The organism is Streptomyces sp. NBC_00727 (assembly GCF_045161745.1).
GTDB lineage: Bacteria > Actinomycetota > Actinomycetes > Streptomycetales > Streptomycetaceae > Streptomyces.
Genome location: NZ_CP108981.1, coordinates 5584727 through 5600857 on the forward strand (window position 1 = coordinate 5584727; position 16131 = coordinate 5600857).

Sequence of the window (16131 nt, forward strand, 5' to 3'; positions counted from 1 at the left end):
GTCCGGGCTCAGCGGCGTCGCGTTCACTCTGGTCCCCACCTCGAAGGTCTGCCGAAGGCTGTGCGATGGCCGCGCGCGTGCGGTCGGATGGTCGCGCGCCTACGGCCAAGGGCATCGGCGGTATCCGACAGCAGGTCCCGTTCGGTGCAGGTCACCCCTGCCCCGAACGGATACAGCCAGCGGGCGGTCGGGAGACGCCCCTTCTCCGGCTGCGTCCTGACATCCTGAACCGGTCAGAACGGGGTGAATCGGCCGGATATTTCGGTCTCTTTCCGAGGTTGCCGCGCCTCAGGGACAATGACGGCGATGACTGTCACCGCTCCCAGTGCTTCCGCCGGCCCCCTTCCCGAGCCGTCGGGCTTCGGCCCCTTCGCTCACCTCACCGTGCCCAACACCCCGCTCTACCGCCAGGTGATGCGGGCGTTCCTGACGGCCAAGGAGCGGTTCGCGGTCCACCTGCGGCCCGAGGACGTGCACACCGCACTGCCGGCGGAGGTCCGTCCCGCCGAGCTGGAGGCTGTCGTCGGCGCGCTCGACAGGCTCGTCGGCTGGGGCAATCTGCGGGCGGACCCCGACACCGCCCGTGTGACCGCGGTCGAGGACTTCTACCGGAAGCGGTTCATCTACCAGCTCACGAGGGAGGGGGAGGCCGCCGAGGAGGCGCTGTCCGCCTATGACGAGGCGCTCGGGCGGCGCGGTGCCCTCCAGGCCGTGGCCCTGCACGACATCGTCACCCAGCTTCGCGCCCTTCTCGTCCTGGCTGCCGAGGAGCAGCCGGATCCGGCCAAAGCGCATCTGGCGCTCGACGCGCTGGCCAGCCGGTTCGCCGCGCTCGCCGACAACGCCCGGGCCTTCATGGGATCGCTCCAGCAGACCATCGACCTGCACGATGTCGAAGAGGCGGTCTTCCTCGCGTACAAGGACCGGCTCATCCAGTACCTGGAGCGGTTCATCCAGGACCTGATCACGCTGGGCGGACGGATCGCACGGCTGATCCTGGAGCTGGAGGAGGACGGGCGGGTGGAGCCCCTGCTTCGGGCAGCCGCCGGGCGCGAAGCCGTCGACGCCTCGCCGGAGGATGCCGCGAGCGCGGAGCGGGAGATGTACGAGCGGTGGGCCGCCCGCTGGTCGGGGCTCGGCGCTTGGTTCATCAGCAGGGACGGGCGCGAATCGCAGGCCAGGCTCCTGCGAGGCCGGGCACTCGGCGCGATTCCCCAGCTCCTCGCCGTCGTACGAGCGCTGAACGAGCGCCGGGCCGGCCGCTCCGACCGGTCGGCCGACTTCCGTACGCTGGCGCGCTGGTTCGCCGAGGCGCCCGACGACGATGCCCGGCACCGGCTGTGGCGGGCCGCCTTCGGCCTCTATCCGGCCCGGCACCTGACCGTCGACGCCGACACCCTCGCCGCCCGGGCGGCGAGGCCCGTCCCGGCCGCCACTCCGTGGGCCGAGGCCGAGCCGTTGCGCATCAGCCCGCAGCTGCGCCGCACCGGCAGCTACGAGCGGCGCGGCAAGCCCCGCAAGGTCGAGGACCGGGAGGAGCTGCGGCGCTCGCTCGCCGAGACCGCCGCCAAGCAGGCCGCCGAAACGGCCGCCGCCCGCGCCCGGCTCGTCACCCGTGGTGTCACGCGCCTGTCCGGTCTCGGCGAGCTCGACCCGGCCTCCTTCGGGCTGTTCCTCCAACTGCTCGGGGACGCCCTGGCCACATGGCGGCCCGGCATGCGGCACACCACGGCCACCAGCAACGACGGCGCCATGGAGATCAGACTCACCGCACTCGCCGACGGCACGACCGCCGAGGTCCGCACCCCCGGCGGAGTCTTCAGCGGCCCGGACCACCTCATCGAGATCGTCGACCTGACGGACGCGGACGGAGGCGGTCTGACGGACGGAGACGGCTTGGTGGACGGAGACGGTCCGGCGTACGGAAACGGTCCCGCGGACGGAGAACCCCGACGATGACGACACCACTCGCCGAGGTCCTGGACGGCCAGCACGCCGCCGAGCTGCGCAAAGCCGCCCGCGCCCTGCTCAAGCAGCCGCTTCTGCTCGCGCGCGGCCGGTACGCCGACGAGTTCCGTCTCGCCCGCCGGCACGCCTCGGAGCTACGGGAGTGGTTCGACCGCAACACCGGCTGGGCGCTCCAGGCGGACACCGAAGCCGCCCGGCTGCGCAAGAGCCCCGGTGTCCTCACCGACCCCACCCACCCCGCGCGGGACACGACCCGCGGTGCTGCTCCCTTCACGCGCCGCCGCTACGTCCTGCTCTGTCTCGCGCTCGCCGCCCTCGAACGCGGCGAGGCCCAGATCGCCCTGGGGCGCCTCGCCGACCAGATCGTCCTCGACGCCGCCGATCCCCGACTCGTCGCGACGGGGATCGAGTTCGCCCTGGAACGCCGAGACGAGCGCCTCGATCTCGCCGCCGTCGTACGGCTGCTGCTCGGCCTCGGCGTGCTGAGGCGGGTCGCGGGCGAGGAAGAGGCGTACGTCAGCGGGGCGGGCGACGTCCTGTACGACGTCGAACGCCGCGTCCTCGCCGGGCTTCTGGCCTCCCGCCGCGGCCCCTCCACCGTCCACGCCGAAGCCTTCGACGACCGGCTCGTCGAACTCGTCGCGGAAACGGCCATGGACAGCGACGAGCTGCGCTTCCGCGCGATGCGCCGCTCGCTCACCCGCAGACTCCTCGACGATCCGGTGCTCTACTACGACGACCTGAGCGACGCCGAACTCGGCTATCTCACCCGGCAGCGCGGCTTCCTCACCGCCCGGATCACCGAGCTGACCGGACTGGTCGCCGAGGTGCGGGCCGAGGGGATCGCCATGGTCGACCCCGAAGACGACCTCACCGACCTCCGCATGCCCGAACAGGGCACCTACGGCCATGTCACCCTGCTGCTCGCCGAGCACCTGGCCGCCGCCGACGGCCCCGTCGACCTCGACGAGCTTGCCCTCCGAGTCCGTGAACTCGCCTCCCAGCACGGCGGATTCTGGTCGAAGTCCGCCCGGGAGCCAGGCATGGAGACCGAGCTCGTCGAACAGGCCGTCGCCCGGCTGGCCGCGCTCGGCCTGGTCTCCCGTACTCCCTACGCGGTCGTGGTGCGACCCGCCCTCGCCCGGTACGCGGTCGGCGAGACCGTCATCCGCGAACCCGGCTCCGCCCCCGTGCCCCCGCAGCGAAAGGCCACCTCGTGACCCGCCTCCCCACCCCGCGGCGTTCCCGCTGGCAACCCCTGCGCATCGGGCTCGTCGACCTGTTCCACTACGACGTGGAGGAGTTCCACTTCCGGGACGGGCGCCTGCTGCTGCGCGGCAACAACGGCACCGGCAAGTCCAAGGTGCTCGCCCTGACCCTGCCGTTCCTGCTCGACGGCGACCTCAGTCCGCGTCGTGTCGAACCCGACGGCGACCCCGGCAAGCGGATGGAGTGGAACCTGCTCCTCGGGGGCGAGCACCCGCACACCGAACGACTCGGCTACACCTGGATCGAATTCGGCAGGCTCGACGACGCGACCGGCGAGCAGCAGTTCCGCACGCTGCTGTGCGGGCTCAAGGCCGTCAGCGGGCGGGGTATCGCCCGACACTGGTACGCCGTCACCCGCCAGCGCGTCGACCACGGCTCCACCGAACGAACGGAGGAGAGCTTCCGGCTCCTCGACGCCACCGGCACGGCCCTGTCCAGGGACCGTCTTACCGAGGCCGTCGCCGGGCACGGCATGGTGTACGACCAGGCCAAGGCGTACCGCAGGGCCGTCGACGAAGCGCTCTTCGGCCTCGGAGAGCAGCGCTACGCGGCCCTGGTCGACCTGCTCATCCAGCTGCGCCAGCCCCAGCTCTCCAAGCGGCCCAACGAAGCCGCTCTCTCCCGCGCCCTCACCGAGGCGCTGCCGCCCGTGGACCAGGCCGTCATCGCCGACGTGGCCGAGGCGTTCCGCTCCCTGGACGAGGAGAAGGACGAGCTGACCGCCGCGTCCGCCGCTGAGCGAGCCGCCGCCGCCTTCCTGGAGCACTACCGGCGGTACGCCCGGATCGCCACCCGGCGCCGTGCCCGGCTCCCTCGCACCGAGCACTCCCGCTACGAGCGCGTGCAGCGAGATCTGGCCGAGGACCAGGAGCGCCGAACCCGGGCGGAGGAGAAGCGAGCGGCGGCCGAAGAGGAGATCAGCTCCCTGGCCGAGACCGGTGAACGTCTGCGGGCCCAGGAGGAAGCGCTGCGCGAGGCGCCCGAGATGCGCGACGCCCGAGAGCTGGAGCACGCCGCCCAGGCCGTGACGCGAACCGGGCAGGCGGCGAACCGGGCGCGGGAGGACCAGCAGCAGGCGGACGCCCTTCACACCAAGGCCCTCGGGCGGCTCGGCACCGCCGACAACCGGCTGCGTGCGGCGCGGGGCCGCGCTGAAGAGACCTGTGCCCACGTGCGGGAGCAGGCAGCCGCCGCGCACGTCGCCCTGCCGGCGGACGACCTGCTGCCCGAGCCCGAATCGCGGCGGGCCGTCGAGGAAGCCACGGACCGCGCCCGGCGGGCGCTCGGCCACATCGAGGGCCGCCTCGAAGTGTCCGAGCAGGCCGCGGCCGAGCAGCGCCGGGCGTCGGGCCGTCTCGACGAGGCGGAGACCGACCTCGCGCTGGCCGCCGAGACGCACGGCGAGGCGGAGGAGAACGCGGCGCGGGCGGGCCGGGCCCTCCTGGACGACGTACGGGAACGCGCCCGCGCCTGGAAGGAGCTGTCCTACGCCGACGCGACGGGCGTCCTGGACGAACTCCAGGAGTGGACCCGCCACCTCGACGGCCCCTACCCGGCGCGGGTCTCGGCCACCCGGGCGCACACCGCCCGCTCGGTGGACCTCGCCGACCAGGCGGCCGAAGCCGCCCGCGCGACCACGGAGCTGGCTGAGCGCACCGCCGAGGCCCGTCGCGAGCTCACCGCGCTGGAAGCCGGCGCCGGACGCGAACCCCGGCCCCCGGCGGCGCGCACCCCCGGCCTGCGCGAAACGTTGCCGGGCGCGCCGCTCTGGCGCCTGGTCGACTTCCGTGACGAACTGCCCGAAGCCGGCCGTGCCGGGCTCGAAGCGGCGCTCGAAGCCTCCGGCCTCCTCGACGCCTGGGTGCTGCCCGACGGCTCCGCCCTCGCCGTGGACGGACACGACGTCCTTCTCTCCCCGTCGAACGGACCGGTGAGCGGCCCCTCGCTGGCAGACGTGCTGTGCCCGGCCGTGGACCACGGCGATGGGCAAGCCGCTGTCCTGGACGAGACCACGGTGACCCGGCTGCTCGCCGCCATCGGCCTCGACGCCGGGGGAGGAGCCACGACATGGGCGGCACCCGACGGGCGTTTCCGGGTCGGCGCTCTCACCGGTACGTGGGCCAAGCCCGCCGCCGCCCACATCGGCGAGGGCGCACGCGAAGCCGCCCGCAGGGCTCGTGTCGCGGCGCTCGGTATGGAACTCACCTCCCTGCGCGAGGAGTCGGAGAATCTCGCCGCTCGGTCCGCGGCGATCGCGGCACGCCGGCGCACGCTCGACGCCGAGCTCGCGGACGTCCCTGACGAGTCGGCGCTCACCAGGGCACACGCGCTCGTGAGCGCCGCCGCCGAGACCGTACGCAAGGCCCGTGCCCGGTATGAGGGGCGTGCCACTGAGGTCGTCGAGGCGGCTGAAAATGCCGAGCGGGCTGCCGCCGAGCTCACCGAGGCCGCCGCGGATCTGGGGCTCCCCGCCGACCGGGCCGGACTCACCGTCGTGCGTCATGCCCTCGGCGTCCTCGCCACCGCGCTGGCGGCTCTGTGGCCCGCGCTGCGCGAACGAGGGGAGGCCGCACGACAGGTGGACGACGAGCGTGCCGAGGCGGCCGAGGCGGAGCAGCGGGTCGTCGGTCTCGCCCAGCGGGCCGAGGAGGCGGCCCGCGAGGCGGCGGCGGCCGATGAGCGGCACCGGACCCTGCGTTCCACCGTCGGCGCCGCCGTCGCCGAACTCCAACGGCGCCTCGCCGAGACCGCCGAGGCACAGCGGACCTGTGAGACCGACCGGAAGAACGCCGGGCAGCGCCACGCCCAGGCGGACCGGGAGGCGAGCCGGGCCGAGGGGCGGATCGAGCAGTTGGAGAAGGACCTCGCCGAAGCCGTCGACGCACGTGCGGAGGCCATCGCCGCGCTCCAGCGCTTCACGACCACCGGCCTGGTCGCGGTCGCGCTGCCCGAGGTCACCGTCCCCGCCTCGGACGACGGCCACTGGGCCGCGACCCCGGCCATCGCGTTCGCCCGGGCCATCGACTCCGGCCTGTCGTCCGTCGACGACACGGACGCGGCCTGGGAACGCGTACAGCGCCGGCTCAGCGAGGAACTCAAGACCCTGCAGGACACCCTGTCCCGGCACGGACACAGCGCCTCCGCCCGCATGCTCGAGTACGGCATGGTCGTCGACATCGTCTACCAGGGCCGTGAGCGTGCCGTACCCGAACTTGCCGAAGCGCTCGCCACGGAAGTGGGCGAGCTCACCCGCATCCTTTCCGCTCACGAACGCGAGATCCTCGAGACCCACCTGATCACCGAGGTCGCCGGCACCCTCCAGGAACTCATCGGTGCCGCCGAACGACAGGTGCGGGACATGAACACCGAACTGGAGGACCGCCCCACCTCCACCGGCATGAGACTCCGGCTGGTGTGGCGGGCCTCGCGCAAGGCCCCGTCCGGACTGGCCCAAGCCCGCGAGAGGCTGCGCCAGTCCGCGGACGCCTGGACTTCGCAGGACCGCGCGGCAGTGGGCGAGTTCCTCCAGGCCCAGATCGCCCGCCAGCAGTCCGACGACGGCCCGGGCAGCTGGCTCGAGCACCTCACCGCCGCGCTCGACTACCGCTCCTGGCACGAATTCGGCGTCGAACGCCACCAACACGGGCGCTGGGTACCCGCCACCGGCCCGGCCTCCGGCGGTGAACGCGTCCTCGCCGTGTCCGTACCGCTGTTCGCCGCCGCCTCCTCCCACTACGCCAGCGCGGGCAGCCCGCACGCGCCCCGCCTGGTCACCCTTGACGAGGCGTTCGCCGGCGTGGACGACGACTCCCGCGCCAAGTGCCTCGGCCTCCTGAGCGCGTTCGACCTCGATGTCGTCATGACCAGCGAACGGGAGTGGGCCTGCTACCCGCAGGTGCCCGGCATCGCCATCGCCCAACTGTCCCGGATCGACGAGGTGGCGGCGGTCCTCGTCACCCGGTGGGAATGGGACGGCACGCGACGGCAGCGCCGCGAGGACCCCGTACGTGACGCCCTCCAGGACGCGCCCGGCGTTGAGGAGCCCGAGTCACTGTGGGGCTGACCCACGGGCCTGAGCCCGGCACCGAAGCGGTCGACAGCCCGCGGCTGGCCAGGCTGCTCGGCACGCCGGACCTCTCCTGGCTCGTCGAACGAGCACGCCGACGACTGGTGGCCGGGCAGCCCATGACTGGTTCTGTGTCCCTGGCCGATCCCACTCCGGCCCAGCGAGCGGCGGCCGAACGACTTCTCGCCCGGGCCCCCGGTGGCGGCAGGTCTCTGACCGTACGGCTGGAAGCGGTCGACGCTGTACTGCGCCGTTCGGGCGCCAGCCCGAATGGCCTCGCCGCCGCGGTCGCGGCGCTCACCGGGCCTGTCACATCGCTCGTCCAAGCCCGCCAAGAGGAGGAGGAAGCCTGGAGACGGGCGCACACGCCGCTCGACGAGCTTGCCGCTACGGTCCCCGCGCTTGCGGAGTGGTCGGCCCGGATACGCGCCGACGGCCTGGCGCGGCGTCTGGGGCGCACACCAGACGTCACGTTCGGCCTGCTCACCGGTGTGTGTACCGCCCTGTACGCACTCCCCGCCGTCCCGGTCGTTTCGCTACCCGCCTTCGCTGCCCGGGTCCTCGGCTGGGCTCATGCCCTTGACGACGGCACACCGCTGGCCACCCTCACTCTGTCCGGGGCCCGTGCGCTGACCGGTTTCCGCGATGGTCAGGGCGCCGAATGGCGACGTGAGGCCTGGGCCTCGGTGGGGCTGTTGCGGGACGAGCTGTCCTCGACCGTCCTGACCCTGAACCTGCGCGGCACCCCGGCCCTGGACCGCCTGGCCGAAGACGGCGAACCCTGTGTGCTCACCCTTCGCCAGCTCACCCGCAGACCTCCGGCCGTCGCCGATCCCGTGGTGCGGATCTGCGAGAACCCGACCGTCCTCGCGGCGGCGGCCGACATGCTCGGCCCCGCCTGCCCGCCCCTGGTCTGCCTCCAAGGCCAGCCTTCCGCCGCCGCCCTCACACTGCTCCGGGGGTTGTACGACCATGGAGCGACCCTGTACTACCACGGGGACTTCGACTGGGGAGGGCTCCGGATCGCCGGAGCCCTTCGCCGCCGCGTGCCCTGGCAGCCCTGGCGCTACACGGCCGCGGACTACCGCGCCGCCGTGCTCCGCTGTGCCCAACCTCCGTTGTCACCGCTCGTCAGCACGCCGACGGAGACCCCCTGGGAGCCCGCACTCGCTACGGCCGTCGCCGAACTCGGTGTTCGTGTCGAGGAGGAGAGGGAGCTGGAGCTGCTGTTGTCCGATCTCACGTGAGGGTTGCTGCGGTCGCCGGAATCGGTCAGTCGATGTAGTCGAGGGGGATCGACCGGTAGCCCTTGACCTCCTCCGGGACCTCCAGAGAGCGCTTGGCCGCTGAGGCGACCATGGAGTTGAGGAAGCCGTTCAGGGCGTTGCGGAGGGCTGAGGCGTTGTCTTCGCCGCGCTCCGCGACGAATGCCGCCGCGGTGGCGATTCGCTTGAGGACGTCTTCCCGGGCGTTGCCGAATCCGTAGGCGATGACGTGCGGGTGCGTCTTCCAGCGGGCATCCAGGAGATCGTTCAGGTGGTCTTCCCACGGGTCTCCCGGAAGGTCCTCCTCGTCGGTGGGGATTCCGTCCGTGAGGATGAAGGCGACCGGTCGCAGGACCCGGACCCCGCGGTCGATCAAGGCGGGCACATCCGTCTCGATGCGGTTGCGCACCAGCCGGAACATCGGGCCGAAGTTGGTGCGTCCCGAGCACGTGACCGTCGGGAGCCGGTCCACGCTGTCGAAGTCGGTCATCTCCGTGACGACGTGTGGCTGGCTGTTGAACGCCAGAACGGAGAGATGGACGAACTCCTTGACCTGGGGGGTCGTGTCGATCGTGTCGTAGATGGTCTCCAGGGTCTGGTTGAGCAGATGCTCGGACTTCTCCATCGAGCCGGAGGTGTCCAGCACCACGTACATGGGGAGGCCGGACGAGGGTGCGTAGGTCATGGTGGTCCTCTTCAAGGATTCAGAAGTACCGGGCGGACAGGAAGCCGACGAGGAGCGCGGCGCACAGCACGAGCAGCATCAGGGGAAGGAGCCTCCTGCCGGAGCTCTTCCTCCCCGGCGCGGGCGGTTGCGGCTTCGTCGGTGCGGGTGCGGGTGCGGGTGCCGGCGGTTGCGGCTTCACCTGCACGGGTGCCGGAGGGGGTTTGGTCCCGGTGCGGCTGCGGACCGGACGGAAGCCGGTGACATTGCTGCCCTGCGGCACGTTCGCGGGCGGGCGGGCGGCTCCCGGGTTCCGCAAGGCGTCCAGCAGTTCGGCCGCACGGGGCCGCTGCGAGGGGTCCGTGGCGGTGAACGCGCGGCGGAGGAGACGGGGGAGTCCGTCTCCCGTCGGCCAGTCCTCCTCCAGCGCGCCGAGACTGTCCAGGGGTTCGCCGCGGACGCCGGTCAGGCAGCGCAGGCTCAGCAGGGCCATCAGGTACCGGTCGGTCGTGACCGTCAGTGTGGAGCCCTCGGGGAGGACGGGGTCGGTCCATTCGTGCGAGGAGATCCAGGGCCGCGTTCCGATCCCGCACGAATCCATGTCGAGCATGAACACCGACGCGCCGTCGTGATCCCACAGCGCGTTGCGGTAGGACCAGTCCCCGTAGACCACGTCATGCCGTTCCAGGACGACGCCCAGCTCCAGGAAGCCGCACGTGATCTCCTGTCTCCGTTGCCGGCTGGGCGGGTGGACGCCGATTCCGGAGAGGTAGCCGGAGTCGTTCACCAGATGGTCCAGCTGGAGTTCCTTCGGCTCGCTCCTGCGTCCTCCCCGGAGGTTGAAGGGCACGTAGAAGCCGGAGGGTGCCTCGGCCATGATCACGCCCACGGTCCGGCCGCTGTCCGTGATGCGGGAGACCGGCCACGCCGTGCTGTGGTCGAGCTTCTCCCGTTCCCGCGCGGTCATGGAGTGCGGTAACCGCACCATCCGGTCCAGTACGGCCGATTCCTGCGGACCGAGCGGGGACTTGTAGAACTTGGCGACCCAGTGCGGACGGTCCGCGATGCGTTCCACCGAACGGGACTGGCCGCCCTCCCCCAGGTGTTCGCCGGTGAGCTTGACCGAGGACACCTCGACCTGGGTGGAGAAGGGGCTGTCCGACCAGGTTCTCATCGCCTGCCTCCTTCGGGGGGCCAGGGCCAGACGACGACCGCGGTCCTGTCGTCATTGCGCTGATGGGAGTCGTAGTTGATGTGCAGGAGCAGCTCGAACGCGCTGACCGGGGAGGCCCATTGACGATGGAACCAGTCGTGCGCCTCCGGCAGATCCGCGAGCGCGTCGCCCACGCCGTCGGAGGTCAGGGCGAGCACGTCTCCCGGTGCCAGCCGGACGAGTTGCTGCCGGACGGCCTCGGGGGTGTGCGGGAGGTAGGCGTCGAGCCGCCCCGCGTCGAATCCCCGCTGCTTGTCGCCCAGCTTCAGCGACCAGCGCTGGGGGCGGCGTACCCAGGCGGTCGTGTCGCCGAGTCCGGCGAGCCACAGGTCGCGGCCGCCGTCCGGTCCCGCGGCCGCGGGGACGACGGCCGCGGTCGCCACCGTACGTACGCTGTCGGCCGGCCAGTGCCGTTGCCGGGCGACGGCGTGGACCTGGCCGGCGGCCTCCAGGAAGGCGGAGGCGTGGTCGAGGCGGAGGAGCGGCACGCCCTCGTCGAGCTGCCTGCGGAGAGCGTTGACGAGGGCGAGGGCGGCCACAGCGGCGGCGGTGTCGGAGTGAGGGCTGTCGGACATGCCGTCCGCGACCGCGACGACGAGGTGCCGGGAGGCGGCGTCCCGGCCGACCCGGTAGGCGTCCTGTCTCGGAGAGGCGTTGGTTTCGTCGATCCGGTGCCCGGCGCCCACCACGGACGCCGCCCGCACCTCCAGGTCGCCCACTCGCGCGGAATCGGCGGCCATGCCCGGTGGCGCCGGCTGGGCCGGCAGGCGCCATGGCAGTTCGGTGAGCTGTGAGCCCTGGTACATCACCGGGGGAGGCGGATGTGCTGCCGTCCTTGCGGGCGGGAGGGCGGGATACACCACGGACGTGGGTTTCGCCGCGGCTCTTCCCTCCTCGGCGAGCGGGGCCGGCCCGGCGGTGGGCTGCTGCCGGTGCGGGTCGACGCCGTCCCCCGCTGTCCGGGGCGCCGGTGCCGTTCCGGCGGAGGGGCCGGTCTGCGGCGCCCGGCCGGCCGAGGGCTCCGGCGGGGCCTGCTCGTCCTGCTTCCGGGACGTGACGGCGTGCATGACCTCTCGCACGACATAGCCGGTCGCGGCTCCTGCGGCCAGGCCCACCATCGCGCCTATCCGCCCCGCCATGATTCCTCCCGAAAGGGTCGTGATGACCGCGGTCAGCCAACCTGCGACCCCGGCGGGGCGCCAACGCGGCCGGCGCCTGCTGCGGGAACGCCGCGGTGACGGGGCCCCGAGTCTCCGTGCGGAGGAATCGCCGGGGCCGGCCGGGTTCCGTCCGCCTTGGGCCGGACCCGTCGTCCACCGGGCCGATGCGCCGTCGGGCACGGCCGGGCGCCGGTCGCCCCCGGCACGTGGGTCGTGGCCGGACTCGAAGCCGTTGTCGGGGCCGGAGTCGTAGTCGAAGAACCTCCGTCTCATCCCCGGTCGTCCTCCTGGCCCCGGGGCGAACCGCCCTGCCCCCCGGCGCCCTCGGTGTGGGGACGGCGCCGGCCGACCGGCTTCCAGTTGACGACGCCGCTGCCGGGCTGCTCCTCCGGTGTGCCGCCGCCGGCCCCGGCGGGCGTCCGCCGAGAGCTCTCGGCGGAAGCGCTCCACGGCTCCTGGGGCGAGGCGATGGGCGGCCGCTGGGCCATGGGGGATCCGCCGCCCAGCGCCGGGCCGGCGTAGGGAAGAGGTTCGCCCATGAACCGCTGGACCCACTCCGCGTACTCGGCGGGGTGCAGGTCGTCCTTGAAGTCGCGCAGCAGCGCCTGCTTCCTGTCCAGCCTCATATCCTGCCGGGTGGCGACCTCCTGGAGGATGCTGCGGAGCTGGGTGGGGTCCTGGGCGATCAGGTGTATCAGCAGCCCGCCGTCACCCCGCTGAGCCGCTTGCAGCGCCGCCGTCCTCTCCCGTACCCGCTGTGTCTCGTGCTCCTCGGCAAGTGTGGTCAGCTGCTCCGCCCCCTGGGCCTCGGCCACCTTCACACGGTTGGTGAGTTCCGTCCGCGTCTTCTGCCACGCCAGGTCACGCTGCCCGCGCAGATACGCCTCGGCGGTCTCGTCGAGGCTCAGTGTCACCGCGCAGGCGAGCACGGTCAGGCCCGTGTCGAGGACGTGCTGACGAGCGCGCAGGGTTCGGTTGACCGAGTCCTCCGCGCGGTCCACGTCCTCTATGTCGAACCCGCGTGTGTGCGGGCGGAGCAGGTCGCTCAGGGTTCCGCGCACCAGTGCCTCGGCAGTCGTCAGTGTGGTGAGGCTGCGGCTGACCAGCACGTCGGGGGCGGTGACCCGCCATGTGGTGGTGATCTCGGCGTGGAAGGCGAAGCCCTTGGTCCCGCTGGGCAGTGAGTCCGCCCAGCTCGTGTGATGGTCGGTGACGTCCACCTCGTACCGGTAGTGGAAGCGTGTCGCCTCAAGGAAGGAGGGCCGCCGGTCCACGACGACGGTTTCGCCCGTGTTGAGGGAGAACACCAGGGCCCTTCCGGGCTGCGGCGTCTCGCCCCGCTTCACCGGCCCTGCGGGCCAGGGACCGGCCACCAGCTGTTCGACTTCGGGTGTGCTCACTGGTCGGTGCCTTTGCTGTCGAAGTGACTCAGGACCTGTGCCGCGGTGCGGGAGGCGCGGCTCTCGGTGCCGCGCCACGTCGAAACGTGGCGCAGGATGATGTGCCGGCTGCGAGGCGTCGAGGCCGCGGCGTGGAGCAGACGCCCCAGCGCCCGGTGGCCGTAGGCATCCGCGTCCACCATGCGGGCCCATTCGGTGAGGATCTGGCTGGCCGCGGTGTAGGAACCCGGGGACTGGAGTACGGCATCCCACAGAACTGCGATGTCCCGCTGGTGTACGGGATCGTGTGCCGCCAGCGCCAGGAGTTTTGGCCATCGCCGGTGCGTGCCGCCGCTTGCTTCGGCGGGTACGTCCAGCAGATCGGCCGCGGAGAAGAGGAAGGCCAGTTCGCCGACGGCCCGTCGCTGCGGGTCGTTCGCGGAGACCCAGTGCTGAAGCACGGCCAGCACATCACGCGTCTCGGAGTGGTCGGAGCCTGCGAGGGAGTCGGTCAGACCGAGGCAGACCGCCTCGATGACCAGACCCCGGTCCGTGGCGGCGAGCCGGTGGAGCAAGGCGAGGGCCTCGCCGTCGTGCTGCCCGCCCGGTCGGCGCAGCGCGGTCCAGGCGCGCGCCGACGTGGCCTGGAAAGCGGCCTCGTCAGCAGCCCAGGCGTGCACCAGGTCACTGACGGGGCCCGCCAGTTCGTCGTTCTCCGCTGCCATGACCAGAGCTGTCGCAGCCGCCTCCCGCAGGATCGCCAGGGGACTTCCGGCCCACTGCTGCAGCACTCCCGTGCGGAGACTGTCGAAGGACAGACCGGCGAGGAAGCCGACTGCGACGGCTGCTCGGGTCCTCACGGTGGCCAGTTCGTGGCCCGCGCAGTTCTTCAGCCAGCTGGGCAGCTCGTGGCGCAGTACGTCGTACTCCTCCCACACCGTCCGCAGGACCCGGCTCGCCATCATGGGGTCGAGGAAGCGGACGACCCGGGCGGGGGCACCGCCGTGCCGGGAGGCGACGCTCTCGCTGACAAGCGTGGCGCTCACCTCACGGAGCCGTGTCCCCCGCGTCGCGGTGACGGCCATGTCGCGCGGACGTTCCGGGTGTGCGGCCGTCGGAGGCGGCTGGAGCCGGCGGCCGAGCGAGCCGGCCAGCGAGGAGACCGTCTCGTACGCCTCCCCTCCGAAGACCGCCGTGGCCACGGCCAGACATTGCGTCGGCAGATCGCGGAGACCGCTGAACCACTTCTCGAACTCCTGCGTGTCGCGCAGCGACGCGTGCTCCGTCACCTCACGCACCGCCTCGGCGGGTGGAGCGGACGACAGCGAGAGCAGACGGGCGTTATCGGCGACCCGGGCCAGCGGAGTATCCGTGCCGTTCGGCTCCGCGCAGAGGCGCGTCGTCTCCGGAGCACCGAGCAGCTCGTCCGCCCGGCCGGCCCCCCGGGGCCCGAGCCACCAGCGAAGGTGCTTCTCGAGTACGTCCCGGGGTGCGGGCGGCCCTTGCACGGGGAGCGTCTGCTTGACGAGCTCCGGGTCGCTCGTGCCGACGCCGTCGCGCAAGGTCACGACGAGTCGGCAGCCCCTCGCGCGCATCACCGTGTTGAGGCGCTGGAGTTCGAAGCCGGACAGGGCGGTGGCCGGGCTGCCGGGGTCGCGGTCCTGCAGCAGATACCCGTGCCCCGGTCGCAGCGACGTCTCGTCGATCCGGGCCAGGTCGGCATCCGGCTCCAGGCACTGCAGCGTGGAGTGCCCCAGGTCCAGCAGGAGCCGCTGCGCCACCGCGTACTTGCCGTCTCCCGGCCGGCCGCTGAGCAGGATCACCCGGAGGGCTTCGCCGGCCCGCAGGACCGTCTCGTAGCTTGCCGGAGGCAGGAAGGCGGACGACACGAGGTCGATGTCCTGGGCGGGCAGCTGGTAGGCGCGGACGGAACGGTCGCCCCGGCCGAGGACGACCTCGATGTGGTCGCCGCCGTAGACCCGGTCGCTGCTGATCCGTGACTCGGTGAAGCGGGAGAGGGAGGACCGTGCGTCGCGCTCGGCGTAGAGACGTTCGTCCGTCGCGCCCGGCTGGGCCGTGCGCGCGGACAGAGCCCTGAGCAGGTCGTCGACGCCCGGTTCCGGGTGTTCCGGCGGGACGGCGGGGCCGGGGGCCGCTGCCTCGCCCTGCGGGGCGGGACCGGCGGCTCCCTGGACGTTCTGGTGATGCTCCTGTGCGGCTTGCTCGCTCATGCGCCGGCCCCGCTCCCGGCGTCGTGGTTCCAGTCCTCGTCCGGGGCCACTCCCTCGTAGTGGTTCCCGCCGTACACCCGTTGCGGGTTGTGGAAGACCGCGCCCGCGAAGGGACCGTGATTGCCGCCCGCCTGTCGGTCGGGGACAGAGGCCTTCCGGGCGGCGGCGGGCGGGGGCGGCGGCGGGCTCTCGGGCTCGCGGGCACGTGAACCGAGTCCGGGCGGCTCGTCGTAGCCGGGTACGCGGAGCCAGGCGTGCGAGCTGATCTCCTTGGCCCGGAAGGGGACTTGCCGGAATTCTGCCTTGGGGAGCTCGGGGAAGTCGTGGCGGACGACGGCGGCGTGCCAGTCGGCGGACACTGCCAGCGCCAGCCCTGAGCGGTCTGCGGCGGCGAGCGTGGTGCGCAGCGCGTCGAGGTCGACCAGCCGGCAGGCGGTGTTGAGCGCCTCACCCACCCAGCCCCGGTCGTCCTGCGCGACATCACCGGCGTGCAGTGAGACCCGTACGCGCAGGGCGGACTCCTCGTTGCCTCGCTGTGCGTGACCTCGGAGACCGGCCTGGAGGGCGTCGACGAACCGAGTGGTCAGATCGAGCTTGGATATGGTGGGCTTGATCAGCAGGAAACTGCCGTCTCCCCGGTCTCCGACGGCCTCGGTGTCGGCTGTGCCGACACCGGCCTGCCGCAGTGCTTCCCCGACCATCTCGTGCAGCTGATCCCTGAGCCATTGCTGAAGCGGGTCCGTTCGGCTGCCGAACTGCTCGATGTCGAGCACCACGATGAGGTAGTAGTGCGGCTTGATACCCATGGCTGGACGTACCTTCCTCGGTTTGTGACGGATGGCAGCCGCCAGACGCTTTCCCCCGTGAAGCTCCGGCGGCTGCCGTTCTCAGATAAGCCCACACGCGGCCGTCCCTT

Annotated in this window: 10 protein-coding genes; 4 read left to right on the top strand and 6 right to left on the bottom strand. The window is 72.2% G+C overall.

Annotated elements, in window-relative coordinates; genetic code table 11:
* Positions 1 to 306 precede the first annotated feature (306 nt).
* The 4 genes from OG242_RS25365 to OG242_RS25380 are packed head-to-tail and all read left to right on the top strand — an operon-like array spanning position 307 to position 8550.
* The gene (locus tag OG242_RS25365; protein ID WP_405900330.1) at positions 307 to 1959 is read left to right on the top strand and encodes a TIGR02677 family protein; all 1653 of its coding nucleotides are present in this window, start codon (positions 307 to 309) and stop codon (positions 1957 to 1959) included.
* A complete protein-coding gene (locus OG242_RS25370) occupies positions 1956 to 3188 on the top strand; it encodes a TIGR02678 family protein (protein WP_405900331.1) in 1233 nt (410 codons plus the stop codon). Before OG242_RS25365 ends, OG242_RS25370 begins: the two co-directional genes overlap by 4 nt.
* Entirely contained in the window at positions 3185 to 7300 is a 4116-nt protein-coding gene (locus OG242_RS25375) for a TIGR02680 family protein (protein WP_405900332.1), read from the top strand. The genes OG242_RS25370 and OG242_RS25375 overlap by 4 nt, the downstream gene beginning before the upstream one ends.
* Entirely contained in the window at positions 7291 to 8550 is a 1260-nt protein-coding gene (locus tag OG242_RS25380) for a TIGR02679 family protein (RefSeq protein WP_405900333.1), read from the top strand. Before OG242_RS25375 ends, OG242_RS25380 begins: the two co-directional genes overlap by 10 nt.
* Positions 8551 to 8575: 25 nt before the next feature.
* Here the strand turns inward: OG242_RS25380 and OG242_RS25385 are convergent, their stop codons facing one another.
* From OG242_RS25385 to OG242_RS25410, 6 genes are all read right to left on the bottom strand, one after another.
* Positions 8576 to 9253, bottom strand: a complete 678-nt coding sequence (locus OG242_RS25385) for a vWA domain-containing protein (RefSeq protein WP_405900334.1) — start codon at positions 9251 to 9253, stop codon at positions 8576 to 8578.
* A 19-nt stretch (positions 9254 to 9272) separates the two neighbouring features.
* A complete protein-coding gene (locus OG242_RS25390) occupies positions 9273 to 10406 on the bottom strand; it encodes a hypothetical protein (RefSeq protein WP_405900335.1) in 1134 nt (377 codons plus the stop codon).
* Positions 10403 to 11584 (bottom strand): protein phosphatase 2C domain-containing protein, encoded by a 1182-nt coding sequence (locus OG242_RS25395; RefSeq protein ID WP_405900336.1) that lies wholly within the window; start codon positions 11582 to 11584, stop codon positions 10403 to 10405. The genes OG242_RS25390 and OG242_RS25395 overlap by 4 nt, the downstream gene beginning before the upstream one ends.
* 290 nt (positions 11585 to 11874) lie before the next feature.
* Positions 11875 to 13005: a hypothetical protein gene (locus tag OG242_RS25400; protein WP_405900337.1), complete on the bottom strand. Its 1131-nt coding sequence runs from the start codon at positions 13003 to 13005 to the stop codon at positions 11875 to 11877.
* A complete protein-coding gene (locus OG242_RS25405) occupies positions 13002 to 15215 on the bottom strand; it encodes a hypothetical protein (RefSeq protein WP_405900338.1) in 2214 nt (737 codons plus the stop codon). Before OG242_RS25405 ends, OG242_RS25400 begins: the two co-directional genes overlap by 4 nt.
* A complete protein-coding gene (locus OG242_RS25410) occupies positions 15212 to 16021 on the bottom strand; it encodes a hypothetical protein (protein ID WP_405900339.1) in 810 nt (269 codons plus the stop codon). The genes OG242_RS25405 and OG242_RS25410 overlap by 4 nt, the downstream gene beginning before the upstream one ends.
* Positions 16022 to 16131 lie beyond the last annotated feature (110 nt).